At 71.1% G+C, this 16,409-nt stretch carries 17 protein-coding genes; 9 read left to right on the top strand and 8 right to left on the bottom strand.

The genetic code is table 11. The annotated features are described in order from the left end of the window. Nucleotides 1–49: 49 nt before the first annotated feature. Nucleotides 50–1,327 carry a M6 family metalloprotease domain-containing protein gene (locus tag ACF059_RS24600; protein WP_392060769.1) on the bottom strand — a complete coding sequence of 426 codons (1,278 nt, stop codon included), beginning with the start codon at nucleotides 1,325–1,327 and terminating at the stop codon, nucleotides 50–52. A 246-nt stretch (nucleotides 1,328–1,573) separates the two neighbouring features. Here ACF059_RS24600 and ACF059_RS24595 point away from each other — a divergent pair, with 246 nt between their 5' ends. The 4 genes from ACF059_RS24595 (at nucleotide 1,574) to ACF059_RS24580 (ending at nucleotide 6,254) form a co-directional block, all read left to right on the top strand. Next, nucleotides 1,574–2,386 (top strand): TetR/AcrR family transcriptional regulator, encoded by an 813-nt coding sequence (locus ACF059_RS24595; protein ID WP_392060766.1) that lies wholly within the window; start codon nucleotides 1,574–1,576, stop codon nucleotides 2,384–2,386. Nucleotides 2,387–2,499: 113 nt separating this feature from the next. Beyond that, entirely contained in the window at nucleotides 2,500–4,032 is a 1,533-nt protein-coding gene (locus tag ACF059_RS24590) for an MFS transporter (RefSeq protein ID WP_392060764.1), read from the top strand. Between the two features lie 130 nt (nucleotides 4,033–4,162). Then, a complete protein-coding gene (locus ACF059_RS24585; RefSeq protein ID WP_392060761.1) occupies nucleotides 4,163–4,987 on the top strand; it encodes a dioxygenase in 825 nt (274 codons plus the stop codon). Between the two features lie 289 nt (nucleotides 4,988–5,276). After that, entirely contained in the window at nucleotides 5,277–6,254 is a 978-nt protein-coding gene (locus tag ACF059_RS24580) for a sigma-70 family RNA polymerase sigma factor (protein ID WP_360891239.1), read from the top strand. Nucleotides 6,255–6,349: 95 nt separating this feature from the next. On the opposite strand, the gene ACF059_RS24575 is transcribed toward ACF059_RS24580, so the two are convergent. Beyond that, complete coding sequence (locus ACF059_RS24575; RefSeq protein WP_392060758.1) at nucleotides 6,350–7,312, bottom strand: helix-turn-helix transcriptional regulator; 963 nt, start codon at nucleotides 7,310–7,312, stop codon at nucleotides 6,350–6,352. An 84-nt stretch (nucleotides 7,313–7,396) separates the two neighbouring features. Here ACF059_RS24575 and ACF059_RS24570 point away from each other — a divergent pair, with 84 nt between their 5' ends. Further along, a complete protein-coding gene (locus tag ACF059_RS24570; protein ID WP_392061219.1) occupies nucleotides 7,397–8,926 on the top strand; it encodes an MFS transporter in 1,530 nt (509 codons plus the stop codon). 90 nt (nucleotides 8,927–9,016) lie between these two features. On the opposite strand, the gene ACF059_RS24565 is transcribed toward ACF059_RS24570, so the two are convergent. After that, nucleotides 9,017–9,787 carry a DUF6227 family protein gene (locus ACF059_RS24565; RefSeq protein ID WP_392060755.1) on the bottom strand — a complete coding sequence of 257 codons (771 nt, stop codon included), beginning with the start codon at nucleotides 9,785–9,787 and terminating at the stop codon, nucleotides 9,017–9,019. Between the two features lie 192 nt (nucleotides 9,788–9,979). On the opposite strand from ACF059_RS24565, the gene ACF059_RS24560 reads away from it, so the two are divergent. Then, the gene (locus tag ACF059_RS24560; RefSeq protein ID WP_392060753.1) at nucleotides 9,980–10,621 is read left to right on the top strand and encodes a vitamin K epoxide reductase family protein; all 642 of its coding nucleotides are present in this window, start codon (nucleotides 9,980–9,982) and stop codon (nucleotides 10,619–10,621) included. Between the two features lie 84 nt (nucleotides 10,622–10,705). Here the strand turns inward: ACF059_RS24560 and ACF059_RS24555 are convergent, their stop codons facing one another. Then, nucleotides 10,706–11,116: a rodlin gene (locus tag ACF059_RS24555; protein WP_392060750.1), complete on the bottom strand. Its 411-nt coding sequence runs from the start codon at nucleotides 11,114–11,116 to the stop codon at nucleotides 10,706–10,708. A 289-nt stretch (nucleotides 11,117–11,405) separates the two neighbouring features. Between ACF059_RS24555 and ACF059_RS24550 the strand changes: the two genes are divergently transcribed. Beyond that, a complete protein-coding gene (locus ACF059_RS24550; protein WP_392060747.1) occupies nucleotides 11,406–11,918 on the top strand; it encodes a hypothetical protein in 513 nt (170 codons plus the stop codon). A 122-nt stretch (nucleotides 11,919–12,040) separates the two neighbouring features. Then, entirely contained in the window at nucleotides 12,041–12,280 is a 240-nt protein-coding gene (locus ACF059_RS24545; protein ID WP_361939157.1) for a chaplin, read from the top strand. A gap of 87 nt (nucleotides 12,281–12,367) precedes the next feature. Here ACF059_RS24545 and ACF059_RS24540 read toward each other — a convergent pair whose 3' ends face one another. The 4 genes from ACF059_RS24540 to ACF059_RS24525 all read right to left on the bottom strand — a co-directional run bounded on the left by ACF059_RS24540 (nucleotide 12,368) and on the right by ACF059_RS24525 (nucleotide 14,989). Continuing rightward, a complete protein-coding gene (locus ACF059_RS24540) occupies nucleotides 12,368–12,715 on the bottom strand; it encodes a hypothetical protein (RefSeq protein WP_361939154.1) in 348 nt (115 codons plus the stop codon). Between the two features lie 174 nt (nucleotides 12,716–12,889). Next, nucleotides 12,890–13,981, bottom strand: a complete 1,092-nt coding sequence (locus ACF059_RS24535) for a chaplin (RefSeq protein WP_392060743.1) — start codon at nucleotides 13,979–13,981, stop codon at nucleotides 12,890–12,892. Nucleotides 13,982–14,102: 121 nt separating this feature from the next. Then, on the bottom strand, nucleotides 14,103–14,336 hold the full coding sequence (locus ACF059_RS24530) for a chaplin (protein ID WP_392060740.1): 234 nt from the start codon (nucleotides 14,334–14,336) through the stop codon (nucleotides 14,103–14,105). A 242-nt stretch (nucleotides 14,337–14,578) separates the two neighbouring features. Next, nucleotides 14,579–14,989 (bottom strand): rodlin, encoded by a 411-nt coding sequence (locus tag ACF059_RS24525; RefSeq protein WP_392060737.1) that lies wholly within the window; start codon nucleotides 14,987–14,989, stop codon nucleotides 14,579–14,581. 318 nt (nucleotides 14,990–15,307) lie between these two features. On the opposite strand from ACF059_RS24525, the gene ACF059_RS24520 reads away from it, so the two are divergent. Further along, nucleotides 15,308–16,399 (top strand): DUF3344 domain-containing protein, encoded by a 1,092-nt coding sequence (locus ACF059_RS24520; protein ID WP_392060734.1) that lies wholly within the window; start codon nucleotides 15,308–15,310, stop codon nucleotides 16,397–16,399. The last annotated feature ends 10 nt before the right edge of the window (nucleotides 16,400–16,409 follow it).

Raw genomic sequence — 16,409 nt, 5'->3', positions numbered from 1 at the left:
CTATCCACCAGCCGTCCGGCCCCCCAGCCGCCCTCGCCGCCGATCCGGCTCACGGCCTGGTGATCCGGACCTGGAAGCTCCCGTTGCGCAGCTCACCCACCACCGAGACGCTGATCCCCGACTTCTCGTCGGTGAAGGTCTCGCCCGGCCGGAACGGCGCGTCCGACAGCTCGGCGTGCACGTTCGGCCGCCGGGTGCAGCCGCCGCTCGCGTCCGCGCTGTCCGACACCGTCACCGGGCCGTGCCCGGTGTCCACGTCGGAGTCCACCTTGTAGATGAGGACGCCCGGTTTGCAGACGGCCTCGTCGTTCCCCGCCCGGGTCCGCACCTCCACCGCGAACCCGGCGCTCTCCGACAGCGGTACGAAGGCCAGCTTGGTGCCACCCCGCACCGACAGCGGGGACAGGACGTGGTCGCTCGTGCCCGACTTCGACGCGCAGCTGATCTGCGTGCTGTCCAGCCAGCCCAGCTTCCACTTGTGCCAGCCCATCAGGTCGTTGTTGGCGCCCCAGTCCTCGCTCATGATGTCCCAGTGCCCGACCGTGCTCCCGCCGTCGGCGGTGTAGAGGTCGGGCAGTCCGAAGACGTGCCCGTTCTCGTGGGGCAGGACCCGGTAGCCGGTCTCCCGGTAGGTGCCGGAGCCGTCGTCCTGACGGCTGAAGACGAAGGACGTGTTGGCGAGCGGCACCCCGTCGGCCACCGGCGCGTCGGCGTTGCCCGAGAAGGTCACCGACAGGACGGTGTCCAGGGCGGACGGCCCGGCGTTCGGCGTGACCAGGATGTTGATCAGGTCGTACCGGCTGAAGTCCACCTCGGGGTCGGCGGCCTTCGCGATGTGCTCGACGAGCTGCTTGTACCCGGGGTCGTACGGGGACCCGCGGTCGATCCCGTACGCCGCGAACGGCATCGGCATCCGCAGCCACGCCCTTATCGGCGCCTCGGCGCGGTAGGTGAGCCGCCCGTAGGAGCTGGTGCGGAACCAGTCGGCGGTCTGCGGGAAGAACTCCGCCAGCCGGTCCAGCGCCGTGCCCTCGCCCTTGGCGTCGGGGAAGTCGATCATCAGGTTCAGCGCCCGGACCTCGCCGGTCGAGCGCGAGTACCCGGGCGGCGTCGGCAGGCCCTCGGACATCTGGACGCCCATCGTGCCGGCGATCCGGCAGGGCGCGAGCGCCGATTCGACGGGCGTGGCCGCAGGTCCCGCCGCCGAATGCCCGCGGCTGGATATCCCGTCGCTCGCGGTCGCCGTGACGCCGAGGGCCAGCGCGGTGAGCGCGATGAACGCGCTGGTGCGGCGTGGTCTGCGTATCCGGTGGCGGGTCTGCGGCATGGAGATCGCCTTCGGGTCCGCGGCAGCCGGCCCTGCCCGGTCTGCGCTCTGTTCGTCACCCTCCGACGGGCGCGGCGCGGCCGCGCGCCGGGAGAGGCCGAACGGGAACGGGGCGGTGACTCAGGTCACACGGGCGAGTGAAATAACCGGGGACGGGATCCCCGTTTGGATGAGAGTCGCCGCAAGCGGGGACCGGCTCCCCGCTTCGGGCGGCCGTACGGATCTCGGCGCCAGGGAGGCCCCGGAATGAAGCGCCCCACCACCGCTCCGGCGCCGCCGACCGCCCGCGGGGCGGCCGGGGGCCGGACGCGGACGCCCGCGACGACGGCCGGGGCCGCCACCGCGGCCACCGCCACCGCCGCGCCGGGCTCGGGCGCGCCCGGGGCAGCCGCCACCCGCGCCACCGCCACCACCGCCCGCCCTCCGCGCGGCAGCGGGCTCCCGCGCCCGCGCGCCGACGCGGTCCGCAACCGCGAGCGGATCCTGGCGGCGGCCCGCGAGGCCTTCGTCGAATTCGGCTCCACGGCCCCCTTCGACGAGGTCGCCCGCCGGGCCGGCATCGGCAACGCCACGCTCTACCGGCACTTCCCCGACCGCCCCACCCTCGTCCGCCACGTCGTGCTCTTCGTGATGGACCGGGTCACGGCCTCGGCCGAGGCCTCCCTCGCCGAGGAGCCCGACGCCTTCGCCGCGCTGTGCCGCTTCACGCACACCGCGATCGACGAGCGGATCGGCGCCCTGTGCCCCATGCTCTCCGACGGCTTCGACCGTGATCACCCCGAACTCCTCGCGGCGAGCACCGCGTTGGAGTCGGCCGTCGAAACCATGCTGGCCGCCGGGCAGGACTCCGGACTGATCCGCACGGACATCGGGGCCGGCGACCTGATGGTCGCCCTGTCCCAGCTCAGCCGTCCCCTCCCGGGCACCGCCTGCCCCGAGGTCGACCGCTTCGCCCACCGTCACCTTCAGCTCTTCCTCGACGGTCTGCGGGCCCCGGCCCGCTCCGAACTGCCGGGCTCAGCAGCGACGTTGGACGACCTGAGGCGGAAAACCATGTGACCCGACCCATGCGCCCCTCATAGTCTTTTTCAGGATTTTTCACTCCTTCCGCACTCAGCCATTCCGCTTAGCCATTCCGCTCAGTCATTCCGCACAGTGAAGTGGGTACCCCCATGTCAAAAACAGCCGCGATACCGCCGCTGTCCGCCGATCCCAGCCGATGGAAGGCGCTCGTCTTCATCGCCCTGGCGCAGCTGATGGTCGTCCTCGACGCCACCATCGTGAACATCGCCCTGCCCTCCGCCCAGACCGACCTCGGCATCTCGGACGGAAACCGCCAGTGGGTCATCACCGCGTACGCGCTGGCCTTCGGCGGACTCCTCCTCTTCGGCGGCCGCATCGCCGACAAGTGGGGCCGTAAGAACGCCTTCATCGTCGGCCTCATCGGCTTCGCCCTGGCCTCCGCCCTGGGCGGCGCCGCGAACGGCGAGGCCATGATGCTCGGCGCCCGCGCGCTCCAGGGTGCCTTCGGCGCCCTGCTGGCCCCGGCGGCCCTGTCGCTGCTTGCGGTCATGTTCACCGACGCCACCGAGCGCGCCAAGGCCTTCGGCATCTACGGCGCGATCGCGGGCGGCGGCGGCGCCGTCGGTCTGATCCTCGGCGGCTTCCTCACCGAGTACCTCAACTGGCGCTGGACCTTCTTCGTGAACATCCCGTTCGCGATCGTCGCGGCCGTGGGTGCCTGGCTGGTCATCCGCGAGCCCGCCGGCTCCCGCAACCGCGCTCCGCTCGACATCCCCGGCGTGATCCTGTCCACCCTCGGCCTCGTCGCCCTGGTGTACGGCTTCACCCGCGCCGAGTCGGCCGGCTGGTCCGACGAGGTGACGGTCACCATGTTCGTCGCCTCGGTGGCCCTGCTCGCGGCCTTCGTCTTCGTCGAGTCCAAGGTGAAGTCCCCGCTGCTGCCGCTTCGTGTCCTGCTGGAGCGCAACCGCGGCGGTGTCTACCTCTCGCTCGGCCTGGCGATCATCGCCATGTTCGGCCTGTTCCTCTTCCTCACCTACTACCTCCAGGTCGTGAAGGGCTTCTCGCCCGTCAAGACCGGCTTCGCCTTCCTGCCGATGATCGCGGGCATGATCGTGGGCTCCACGCAGATCGGCGCCCGCCTGATGACCCGCGTCCCGCCGCGCCTGCTGATGGGCCCTGGCTTCCTGGTCGCCGCCACCGGCATGCTGATGCTGACCCAGATGGAGGTCGGCTCCTCCTACCCGGCGCTGATCATGCCGGCGCAGCTGCTGCTGGGCCTCGGCATGGGTACGGCGTTCATGCCGGCCATGTCCCTGTCCACGCACGGCGTGAACCCGGCCGACGCCGGCGTCGCCTCCGCCATGGTCAACACCTCGCAGCAGGTCGGCGGCGCCATCGGCACCGCCCTGCTGAACACGATCGCCGCCTCGGCGACCACCGCGTACCTGCGCGACCACGCGGCCGAGGCCGCGGCGGGCGGCCCGGCGGGCCAGCTCGTCCAGGCGCAGGCCATGGTCGAGGGCTACGCCTCCGCCATCTGGTGGGCGGTCGGCATCCTGGTCGCCGCCGCGGCCATCGCCGTGACGCTGATCAACACCGGCCGTCCGAACATGGGCGGTCCGGCGGCCGCCGGCGAGGGCGTCGACGCCGAGCTGAAGGTCCCGGTGATCGCCCACTGATCGCCCGCTGATCGCCCGCTGAGGGCGGTCCCCGCACGGGAATGACTGACCACCCCGCTTGGTTCAAATTTGAACCAAGCGGGGTTAGTCTGTGAGTGGCGACCCCGTCCCGACGACCGAGGAGCGCCCCATGACCCAGGCCCCCGCCCCCGCACCCCTGACCCCCGCGGGCCCCGGCCCGCAGGGCGCCCGCATGCCGGCGCTCTACCTCAGCCACGGGGCCCCGCCGCTCGCCGACGACCCGGTCTGGCCCGGCGAGCTGGCCGCCTGGTCCGCGGACCTGCCCCGCCCCTCGGCGATCCTGATGGTCTCCGCCCACTGGGAGGAGGCCCCGCTCGCCCTCGGCGCCACCGAACGGACGCCGCTGGTCTACGACTTCTGGGGCTTCCCCGAGCACTACTACCGGGTGCGCTACGAGGCCCCCGGCGCCCCGCAGCTGGCCGCCTCGGTCCGAAAACTGCTCCAGGGCCCCGGCACCCCGGTCCAGGACATACCGGACCGCGGCCTGGACCACGGCGCGTACGTCCCCCTCGTCGAGATGTTCCCGCAGGCCGACGTCCCGGTCCTGCAGATCTCCATGCCCACCCTCGATCCGCGCCGCCTGATGGACATCGGCCGCAAGCTCGCGCCGCTGCGCGACGAGGGCGTCCTGATCGTCGGCAGCGGCTTCTTCACCCACAACCTCGCCGCGCTGCGGCACGCGGGCGTGCCCGTCTGGTCGGCGGAGTTCGACGCCTGGGGCCACGAGGCCCTCGCCTCCGGCGACCTGGACTCCCTGCTCGACTTCGAGGCCAAGTCCCCCTCGGGCCGCCTGGCCCACCCCCGTACGGAACACTTCGCGCCGCTCTTCGTCACCCTCGGCGCGGCCGAGGCCTCCGGCGACCTCACGGCCCGCCGCGACCCGGTCACCGGCTTCTGGATGGGCCTGTCCAAGCGCTCCCTCCAGTTCGGCTAGGGAGGTCCCCAGGCAACCAGAAGGCGGCGGGGGCCGTCTTCCGGGGTGGGAGCGCGGCCCCGGCGGCGCTGTTCCGGAGGGGGTCTGACCTGCCTTTCTTCGGGTTCCTGCGGTCCAGGTCCCGCTCGTGGCGGGGCAGGGTACTGCAAGATCTCGAAAAATGGACAACGGTGTGGGAATTCTGTCCCGATTCCAGTCGTTGTTTCCTTCAGAAGCGGGCACTCGGGAGAGTGTCCCGGGACGCACCACCGAGCCACACCGCGACCGAACTCATCGCAAGGGAGCACGCATGGCAACCCGCGCCGTCGCCCGTCGTCAATCCACGAGCAGCGCCCGCGCTGCGGGCGGAGAGATCGCAGACCGCGACCTGGTCGGCATGTACCTGGACGAGATCGCGCGCACGCCGCTGCTCGACGCCGCCAAGGAAGTGGAGCTCTCCCAGATCATAGAGGCGGGGGTCTACGCCCAGCAGATCCTCGACGGTGCGATAGAGCGGGACGGGGACAGCCTGCCGCGCGCGGAGCTGGAGGCGCTGGCCGCCGAGGGCGAGCGCGCCAAGGAGGTCTTCATCCGCTCCAACCTCCGCCTCGTCGTGGCCGTCGCCCGCCGCTACCCGCGCAGCGGTCTGCCCCTCCTCGACCTGATCCAGGAGGGCAACGCCGGCCTGGTCCGCGCGGTGGAGAAGTTCGACTACGCCAAGGGCTTCAAGTTCTCCACGTACGCCACGTGGTGGATCCGCCAGGCGATCACCCGCTCCATCGCGGACCAGTCCCGCACCATCCGCCTGCCCGTCCACCTGGTCGAGGAGCTCGGCCGGATCCGCCGCGTCCAGCGCGAGTTCAACCGCGAGAACGGCCGCGACCCGGAGCACGCCGAGATCGCCGCCGAGCTGGACACGACGGAGAAGCGCGTCGGCGACGTACTGGACTGGGCCCGCGACCCGGTCAGCCTCAACATGTCGGTCGACGACGAGGGTGACACGCAGTTCGGCGACCTGCTGGAGGACACCTCCGCGATCTCCCCGGAGCAGTCCGTCCTCTCCCTGCTGCGCAGCGAGGAGCTGGAGGACCTGCTGGGCAAGCTCGACCAGCGCACCGCGTCGATCATCAAGATGCGGTACGGGATCGAGGACGGCCGCGAGCGGACCCTGACGGAGGTCGGCAAGCAGCACGGTCTGACCCGCGAGCGGATCCGCCAGATCGAGAAGCACGCCCTGCTGGAGCTCAAGCGGATGGCCCGCGACACGGGCTTCGACGCGGTGGCCTGACCAGGCCCGAGCACAGCCCCCAGACGAGCCCCGGTGCCTATCCCCCCAGGCGCCGGGGCTCCCCGCGCGTCCCGGGGGCCGGGGTGTCCGGCGGCTCAGGCCCGCGCCGGCCCCGCGGCCCGCGCCAGCCTCGCGCCCAGCGCCTGCGCCGCCGCGCGCAGCTCCGCCGGCTCCCGCACCGTGAAGGGGACGCCGATCAGCGCCAGCCGCGCCGCCGTCCACTCCGGCGCGTCCCCGCTCTCGAAGCGGACCACCGTCTGCGGCCCCTCACCCGGCAGGGCCGCAGCCCGGAGCCACTGCGGCAGCTCCTCGGCCCCCGCGGTGAAGGCGACCTCCACCACGTACCGCTCCGCGCCCCGCGCGTCGAGCCCCCGCCGCACGAACTCCTGCGCGTCCACCGGCAGTTCGCGCGGCGTGAACCGGGCCCCCGTGGCGAACGGCTCCGTCACCCGGTCCACCCGGAAGGTGCGCCAGTCCTCGCGCTCCAGGTCGTAGGCGACCAGGTACCACCGGCTCCCCGTGCTCACCAGCCGGTACGGCTCCACCAGCCGCCGCGACGGCGCCCCGTCCGCCGCCCGGTACGCGAACCGCAGCCGCTCCGGCCCCGCCACCGCCGACGCCATCGTCGTCAGCGTCTGCGGGTCCACGCGCGCCCCGTCCCCCCGCGTCAGCGCGGTCGTCGCCGACTGCAGCGCGCTCACCCGGTGCCGCAGCCGCGAGGGCAGGACCTGCTCCAGTTTCGCGAGGGCCCGTACGGAGGCCTCCTCCACCCCCTCGATGGCGTGCCCGGCCCCGGCCCGCAGCCCCACCGCGATCGCCACCGCCTCCTCGTCGTCGAGGAGCAGCGGCGGCATCGCCGCCCCCGCGACCAGCCGGTATCCGCCCTCCGCGCCCAGGGTGGCCTCCACCGGGTAGCCGAGGTCCCGCAGTCGTTCGATGTCACGCCGGATGGTCCGCGGGCTCACCCGCAGCCGCTGCGCCAGCTCGCTCCCGGGCCATTCGCGCGGGGTCTGGAGGAGGGACAGCAGGGAGAGCAGCCGTGCCGGGGTATCGGTCATGCGATCCAGGTTGCCAGCGAAAGCGGACACGCCCTGACCTATATCCCGTCTAGGTTTCTCCTCATGAGCACCGAGACGTCGTCCATGACATCGCCCGAAAGAGAGAACGGGCCCGTACACGGCGGGCCCGCCTCGCCCACCGACCGCCGCCGCTGGCTGGCGCTCGCCATCGTGATGACCGCCGCCTTCATGGACCTGGTCGACGTCACGATCGTCAACATAGCCATCCCCAGCATGCGCGAGAACCTCGGCGCCTCCACCAGCGCGATCCAGTGGATCACCGCCGGCTACGCCCTCGCCTTCGCCGCCGGCCTGATCACCGGCGGCCGTCTCGGTGACATCTACGGCCGCAAGCGCCTGTTCCTCGTCGGCATCGCGGGCTTCACGGCCGCCTCGCTGCTCTGCGGCATCGCCGCCAATCCGGGCATGCTCGTCGCCTCCCGCATCCTCCAGGGCGCGATGGCGGCCATGATGGTCCCGCAGGTCCTGGCGATCATCCACGTGACCTTCCCGCCGCACGAGCGCGGCAAGGTCTTCGGCATGTTCGGCGCCATCGTCGGCCTCGGCGCCGTCTCCGGCCCGATGCTCGGCGCGCTGCTCACCGAGTGGAACCTCTTCGGTCTCGAATGGCGCCCGATCTTCCTGATCAACCTGCCGGTCGGCATCGCCGGCGTCATCCTCGGCCGCAAGTTCATCACCGAGTCCAAGGCCCCCAAGGCCCTGCGCCTCGACCTCGTCGGCGTCGTCCTGGCGACCCTCGCCCTAGTCATGCTGATCTTCCCGCTGACCCAGGGCCGCGAGAACGACTGGCCGCTGTGGGGCTTCGTCTGCATGGGCCTGTCGCCGTTCGTCTTCGCCGCGTTCCTCGCCTACGAGCAGTACAAGATCAAGAAGGACGGCTCCCCGCTCGTCGAGCTCTCCCTCTTCAAGGTCAAAAGCTTCGCCGGAGGCATCGCCGTCCAGCTCACCTTCGGCATCGCGACCGGCATCTTCTTCCTGGTCTGGACGCTGTACATGCAGATGGGCCTCGGCTGGAGCGCCCTGCGGGCCGGCTCCACCGGCATCCCCTTCTCGATCGCCGTCTCGGTCGCCGCCGGCCTGTCGGTCCAGAAGCTCGTACCGCGCTTCGGCCGCAAGGTGCTCCAGGCCGGCGCCCTCACCATGGCCGCGGGCCTGCTCCTCTACATCTGGGAGTCGCAGCACTACGGCATGGCGATCGCCTCCTGGCAGATGGCGGCCCCGCTCGTCGTCATGGGCGTCGGCATGGGCCTGATCGTGGCCCCGCTCAACGACACCACGCTGTCGGAGGTGCCGCGCGAGCACGCGGGCTCCGCGTCCGGCCTGATCAACACCACCGGCCAGATGGGCAACGCGCTGGGTCTCGCCCTGACCTCCGTGGTCTTCTTCGGGCTGATCGACGACGACCTGGTCTTCGGCCCGCCGTACGTCGAGGCGTTCCGCGGCGCGCTGTGGTGGGTCGTGGCCGTCCTGGTCGTGATCTTCGCGGTGATGTTCATGCTGCCGCGCAAGGCCATCCCCATGGAGCAGCGCGAGGGCGGCTCCGAGCACGCCGGCTCGGCCGAGCCCACCGCCGAAAAGGTCCCGGTCGGCTAGTCCCGGCCGGCTGGACCCCAGCTGACGGCCATGCCCGCCCTCCATGGGCGGGCATGGCCGTTTTCCACGTCCCGCGCGCTGCCCGGGGCGTCACCTCACCCGGGCGCGCAGCTCCATGGCCTCGCGCGCGGCGCACTCGCTCTCGTACACCTCGCACATGTGCCGCCCGTCGGGCGTCACCGTGTGCTCGACCTCCCACAGGCTGAGCTCGCTGCCGTCCAGCAGGACGAAGGCGTGCTCGTACAGGCTGAAACCGGCGTCCCGGCCGTCGGACAGGCTCTGCCGCCCGCCGAACGCCTGGGTGATCTGGTGCGCGTACGCCGACCGCAGCCGTGTCGCCACCGGCTCACCGGGCCGGTCCGCGTTCTCCGCGCGGCGCAGCACGCGCCGGGCGTGGTCGGCGGACTGCTCCACCGCGTAGTCCCGGTGCCGCTGCACCGGCGCCGAGCCCGCGAACAGCACGCTCAGCGCCGTCATGTCGCTCTCCGGCTCCTCCTCGCCGGGCAGCAGCACCGGATCGGCGGCCGCGCCCACGGTGGCCTCGCCGAAGAGCCGCGCCACGGCCAGGCAGGTCTCCGCCTTGCTCACGAAGACCTCGTGCCGGACCGCCCGGTCGCCCTCCAGCCGGTACGCCAGCTCCCACAGCGAGACCGAACCGCCGTCGGTCAGCAGGTAGGTGTGCCGGTGGGTCTCCCGCCAGATCCCCGTCGCCGGGCTGTGGTGGGTCGTATAGAGCGACGAGCTGTGGGCGAGCGCCGTACCGAGGCGCTCGACCAGCCGGTCCGGCAGGTCGTAGGAGTTGAGGGCGCGGCCGAGGAGTCGGTCGAGGTGCGCCTCGGTTGTCTCGTACGGATCGCTCAAGGTGGGTCTCCAGGCCGTCGCAGCTTGTCACTTCGCGGAAGCTCAACGTAACCCCTGGATCTGACATCACGTCCGGGGTTCGGTAAAACGTCCGGGAAGCATCGGAGGTTCCCGCCACCCCTTCAGGTCAACTTGCGTACGGATGCGCATGGTTCGGCCTGCTCTGTGGTGGAGCGCGGGACTATGGGCCACATGGCAACGAATACAGTGGGCGTCCCCCGGCAACAGGGACGGCCCGGCAGTCGACACGAGGGCGAACCGGCCCCGGCCCCAAGGGGGTTGGCCTGGCTCCTGGTGCTCACCGGGGCGGCCGGGCTCCTGGCCTCCTGGGTGATCACCCTCGACAAGTTCCTCCTGCTGGAGGACCCGAACTTCAAGCCGGCCTGCAGCCTCAACCCGGTCGTCTCCTGCGGCAGCGTCATGAAGAGCGACCAGGCGGCGGTCTTCGGCTTCCCCAACCCCATGCTCGGGCTGGCCGCGTACGCCGTCGTCGTCTGCGTCGGCGCGGGCATCCTGGCCGGTGCCCGCTACCGCGGCTGGTTCTGGCTGGGTCTGAACGCGGGCACGCTGTTCGGCACCGGTTTCTGCGCCTGGCTGATGGTCCAGTCGCTCTACGAGATCAACGCGCTCTGCCTGTGGTGCTGCCTGGCCTGGGTGGCGACCCTGCTGATGTTCTGGGCGGTCACCGCGCACAACGTCCGTACGGGCGCGCTCCCCGCCCCCGGCCCGCTGCGGGGCTTCTTCACCGAGTTCGGCTGGGCCCCGCCCGCCCTGCACATCGGGGTGATCGCCATGCTCGTCCTCACTCGGTGGTGGGACTTCTGGACCTCCTGACGGCCGCACGCACGAGGGCCCCGGCAGCTGGACGCTGCCGGGGCCCTCGTCACATCACCACGGCGTTCGACGCCGGGGAGGAGATCAGCTGCCGGCCGAGAGGTTGCCCGAGAGGACCGGGATGTTGTCCAGGATGTGGGAGAGCGGCTCGTCGCCCTTGGCCTGGGTGGAGTTCTCGGTGCACTGCTGGTTCTGCGGGTTGGAGAGGACGTTGACGTCCTGGACGCCGACGTTGATCAGGCCGACCAGCGACTGGACGTTGACCTTGGAGGGCAGGGCGATGCAGGGCTTGTTCAGGGTGCCCTGGACCAGGCTCAGCTGCGGGCTCATGTCGCCGTGGGTCTTCTGGTTGCCGTAGATCTGCTGGGAACCGTTGCCGTTGACGGTGTTGACGCCGTTGTCGTTGCCGATGGCCATCGCCGGGGCCGCGGCAGCGGCGCCCGCGCCGACCGCAACGGCGGAAACCGCGGCGGCGGTCATGAACTTCTTGAACATCTTGATCCTTTTGTCGCACGAGTGCCCGCTGATGGAGCGCCCTGGTCAACTGCGCCGACACGGGGTTGGTTCCGGTGCTTCACTCAAACGGCCTGTGCGGGGCGAGGTTTTCCCCGGCCCGGGTGAGCGGCCTGCGGACGCGTGCGCGAAGCCCGTACGCAGCCCCCAGCCGCTCACGTCCGGTTGCGGTCCGTGTGAGGTGTTCGCACGGTGGGTGAGGAAGCGGATCGTTCGGGTCCGTTCGCGTGTCCCCATCAGTTCGCGTGTCCCCACCCAAAAGGAAATCTCCATGCACCGCACGAAGCCCTCCCGCGCCCGCCTCCTCGTCCCGTCGGCCCTCGCAGTCGTCATACTGTCCGGCGCGGCCGCCCCCGCGGTCGCCGCGGACGGTGCGGGTGCCGGTGCCGTCAACGACCGCGTGGCGTCCGTCCAGCGGCAGGTCGACAAGATCGAGAAGCGCGCCGCGGCCGCCGGCCCGATCGACGACCTCCTCGCGGGCCTCAGCAAAACGCTCCAGGGCCTCCTCGCGACGGTGGGCGGCCTGCTGCCCGACGGGGTGACGCTGCCACCGATCGAGCTGCCGAAACTCCCGGAGCTGCCCGGCCTGCCCGACCTCTCCGACCTCATCCCCCAGCTGCCGGAGCTCCCGCCGGTCGACGGGGTGGTTCCGGAGCTTCCCGCGACCCCCCTCGTGCCGCCGGTGGACGCCGTGCCCGAGATCCCGGAGATCCCGGACGTCGAGATCCCCGAGATCCCGGACCTTCCCCAGGGCTCCGGGCGGGTGGAACACGCCAAGGGGTGACGCGGATTGGTCCGAATAGGTCTCATCTCGCGGGGACCCGTGTCGTCGTGGGAGGCTGAACCGTTCTGCTCGGTGTGAGCCCCGGATTCGGGGCAGAACGTCGAACAGAAGGTGCACTTCCCATGAACTCTGCCAAGAAGGCAGCCCTGGTCCTGGCCACCGCTGGTATCGCTGCGGCCGGTGCCGCCGGCTCCGCCGCCGCCGACGCGTCGGCCGAGGGCGCGGCCGTGGGTTCCCCCGGCGTCCTCTCCGGCAACCTGCTCCAGGTTCCGGTGCACATCCCGGTCAACGTCTGCGGTAACTCCGTGAACATCGTCGGTCTGCTGAACCCCGCGTTCGGCAACGTCTGCGTCAACGACTGACGTCGACCGCACCACCCAACTGTGGGCGCCCCGGCCTCGCCGGTGGCGCCCACAGTCGTGTGCGGTGCGTGATCAGCTGGGGCGGTCTCAGCCCTGGCCGCCGTTGAGCTTCACGCCGCCGAGCATCGGGGACGCCTGGGTGGCGCCGTTCGCGAGGCCGAGCACCGTGCCGGGCACGTCGTTGCGGATCTTGTTCACCTTCTGGGCCGTGCCCACGACCTTGTTGACGGTCTCGCCCTGCTCGGCCAGCCCGTTGCCGACCGTCTGGGGGAGCGACTCGGTGACGGGTGCGACGGCGTTCAGCGTCTCCGTCACCCCGCCGGTCAGGCTCATGGGCGGCATCGCGGCCTGGGGCTCGGCCGCGAAGGCGGAGGAGGAGGCGCCGAGGGCGGCGACGGAGCCGACGACGACAGCGGCGACCTTCGTGAGCTTCATTATCGAAATCCTTTTCCCGTGGCGACCGTCGCGCCACTTTCGCCCTGGGTAACGATTCCCCACCGCTACGGAAACGCGGACGCACGCACCTGAGGAGCGCGGGCATGACAGCGGCCGGAGAATCCGACGAGGGATTCTCCGGCCGATATTTCTTCTGATTACCGGTATTGCCGGTCAGGCGATACGTGACCGCCGGTACAAAATGGCGCCGCCCAGGATCAGGGCGGTGGCGAGGGCCGCCGCGGCCGCGGACTGGCCCGCTCCGGTCTCGGCCAGCACGGGCGCGCTCACGTGCGCCGGAGCGGGCGCCGGAGCGGGCATCGGCGCAGGCGCCGCGGAGGGGGCCGGGGCCGGTGCCGGGGGCAGGTGGACGGGGACGTCACCGGCCGGTGCGGCCGGCGGCTGGTCGCCCGGACGTACGACCTCGGGCGCCGGGGCCGGGTGCTCCACGGGCTGGCTCCCGTGCGGGGGCCGGGGCGCGGGCGCCTCTTCGACCGGGGCCGGGGCCGGGGCGGGGAGCGGGACGGGAGCCTCCTCGACCGGAGCCTCGGGCGCGGGTGCCTCGTGGACCGGAGCCTCGGGCCCGGGCGCCGGCGCGGGCAGCGGGGCGGGGTGCTCCTCCACCGGCTGCGGCATCGGGTGCGGCCGGTCGGGGGCGGGCGGGGCGTGGTGCTCCGGCGGGGGCGGCGCGGATCCGGGGTGGTCGTCGCACTCCTCCTCCGGGCGCTCCTCCCCGCCGGGGCCGCCGTAGCCGCCCTCGTGGCGCTCCTCCTCGACGCGCGGCTTGGCGTGCCGCGGCCCGTCGCGCCGGGGCTCCTCCTGCCGCTGCTCTTCGAGGCCCGGCGACCCGTGGCGCTGCTCGGGCACCGCGTGCCGCGGCCCCGGACGCTCCTGCGGCTCCTGCTCCTCCTGGCGCTCCTCGTGCTCGTCGAGGTAGCGCTTCAGGGCTTCGGCGTTCTCGGGGCTGAGGTAGCGCTCGTACGCGTGGTCCCCGTCGCCGTGGGTGCCGGTCGTGGTGACGCACGTGTTGCCCATCGTGGGGTTGAGCGCCGCACCGCCGTCCACGCTGTTGCCGCACACGTTCGGGGCGAGGGTGACCGGTACCGAGACGCTGTTACCGGCCAGCACACCCGGTGAGTGCGAGGCCTCCGCGCTCGCTCCGGGGTGCGCGTAGGCCGCGCCGGCCGCGATCGACAGCAGACTCGACGCGGCCGCAGCCGTGAGCATGCCCTTGCCCAGAACCTGTCGGCTCAGTACCTGTCGCATGGATCCTTCCCTGTCTACCGGCGCTCCCGCCGGTGTCGAATCGGAGGCGGCCCCGGAGTGCACCGCCGTGCACTCCGAGGCCACCCCGAGGAGGTGCGCCCGTGGGGGCGCAACCGCTTCGTCAGTCGTTGACGCAGACGTTGCCGAACGCGGGGTTGAGCAGCGCGATGATGTTCACGGTGTTGCCGCAGACGTTGACCGGGATGTGGAGCGGCACCTGGACCACGTTCCCGGAGAGGACGCCCGGGGAGCCCACGGCGGTGCCCGCGGCCTCGGAGTCCGCGAGGGCGGGGGTGGCAGCGCCGGCCGCCATCAGAACCCCGGCGGTCAGCGCCACTGCCTTCTTGTGCATCATTTCTTTTTTCTTCCCTTCATGCAGAGGCGTATCCACTGCGCAATGAACAACGAGTGGTCCGGATAAAAGAAACCGCCACTTTTCCGGCAGTGATCCGGGAATTCGCCACCGCGCGGGTCGAATCGCGGATCGAATTCGGGGACGGGTTTTGGGGCGCTCTTTCCGCGGTGCCGGGGAAGCGCCCCAATGCGGCGAGGCCGCCGCGACCCGAAGGTGCGGCGGCCTCGCGGGCAGGCCTTCGGTCAGCTGCCGCTGGACACGTTGCCGGAGAGGATCGGGATGTTGCTGAGGATGTGCGACAGGGCCTCGTCACCCTTGGCCTGGGTGGAGTTCTCGGTGCACTGCTGGTTCTGCGGGCTGGACAGGAGGTTGAGGTCCTGGACGCCGATGTTGAGGGCGCCGACCAGCGACTGGATGTTGGCCTTGGCCGGCAGGGCGATGCAGGGCTTGTTGAAGGAGCCCTGGATCAGTGCCATCTGCGGGCTCATGTTGCCGTACGTGGCCTGGTTGCCGTAGATCTGCGCGGCGTTGTTGCCGTTGACGGTGTTGATGCCGTTGTCGTTCCCGATGGCCATTGCCTGCGGGGCCATGGCGGCACCCATGCCCACGACGGAGGTCGCAACCGCTGCCGTGGCCATCATCTTCTTGATCATTGTCGTCCCTTTTTTGCAGGATTGCCTGGTACCGGAGCGCCTGGATCAACGGCGCCCCCCCGCCCCGGGTTGCGTGGGTTCACCCGGATGCAGGCGTTTCGGGCATCTGGTTGACGCTCAGGCGTTCACGCCGGTGTGCCGGACACTCCGCATTTCCATTCGGTCGAACAATGGTGCACGTGATAACGACCCGCCCGTTGCCGGGGTGTGTGCCATCGCCCAAAAGGCCGTACGAGCGAGTCCGACGTGATTTCCAGCCCGATTTCTGACAAAGTTCACTCCTGTTTTGTTCCCCTGATCGAAAATGGAGACAGGGTCATGGGTTCCTCCCGAAGAATCCTCGGCACGCTCGGTCTGCTGTCCTGCCTCACGCTTTCCGCCCACGCCCCCGCGGCGTGGGGGGCGGCTCCCGCACCCAGGGAGCTGCCCCGGGTTCCCTTCACCCAGCGTTACCAGGCCGTGCAGCACGGCGGGCTGGTACGGGCCTCCAACTCCGGCATCAGCTGCCGCCGGGAGGAGTCCCCGCAGGCCGAGCCGTGCGCCGAGGTCAAGAAGGGCGCGGCGGGGGTCAACAGCGACTTCGAGATGTTCTACAGCGAGGTCGACAAAGATCCGGACACCTACAACTCCACCCGGGCCGAGCTCAAGGTCCCGCAGGGTGCGAAGGTCTCGTACGCCCGCCTGTACTGGGGCGGGAACCTGCGGGTGGGCGAGCAGAAGCCGCCGGAGGACAACGGCAGGGTGCTGGTCGCCGAGCCGGGCGGCTCGTACAAGGAGGTCCTCGCCGACACGGTCATGGGCCACCGCACCGACGCGGGCAGCGACGCCTACCAGGCGTCCGCCGACGTGACCCCGCTGGTGCGCAAGGGCGGCGCCGGGATGTGGACGGTCGCCCAGCTCAACATCGCCATGGGGCACTCGGACGTCGGCGCCTGGGGCGGCTGGACGCTGGTCGTCGCCTACGAGCACCCGCAGGAGCCGGTGCGCCGGATCTCGCTGTGGGACGGCTTCGAGGGGCTCGCCGCCCGGTCCGGTGACGGGACGGTCCGTATCGAGGGCCTGGACGCGCCGGCCGGGTCCGCGGGCCGGGTCGGGGTGGTCGCGTACGACGGGGACCGGGGCACCCTCGGTGACTCACTCACCGTGACGGCCGACAGCGGTCGCCGGGTGAACCTCAGCGACGGAGAAAATCCTTTTAATGATGTTATGAATTCCACGATCACGGAATTCGGAAATCAGTCGTTCGTGCGACAGCCCGAACACGTGAACAATCTCGGATATGACGCGGACGTCTTCGACCTGAGTCCCGCCCTGTCCGGTGGCGCCCGCAGCCTGGAGTTCAGGTTCACGGGCGAAAGTCAGGGTCATTTCCTCGGCGTGCTCTTCGTTCAGACAGACGCACGCCGCTGAACGTAGGAGA

The sequence above is a fragment of the Streptomyces sp. NPDC016562 genome, assembly GCF_043076955.1.
Classification (GTDB): domain Bacteria; phylum Actinomycetota; class Actinomycetes; order Streptomycetales; family Streptomycetaceae; genus Streptomyces.
The sequence above is the reverse complement of the archived record's forward strand: the minus strand, read 5'-3'. Positions and strand labels throughout refer to the sequence as shown.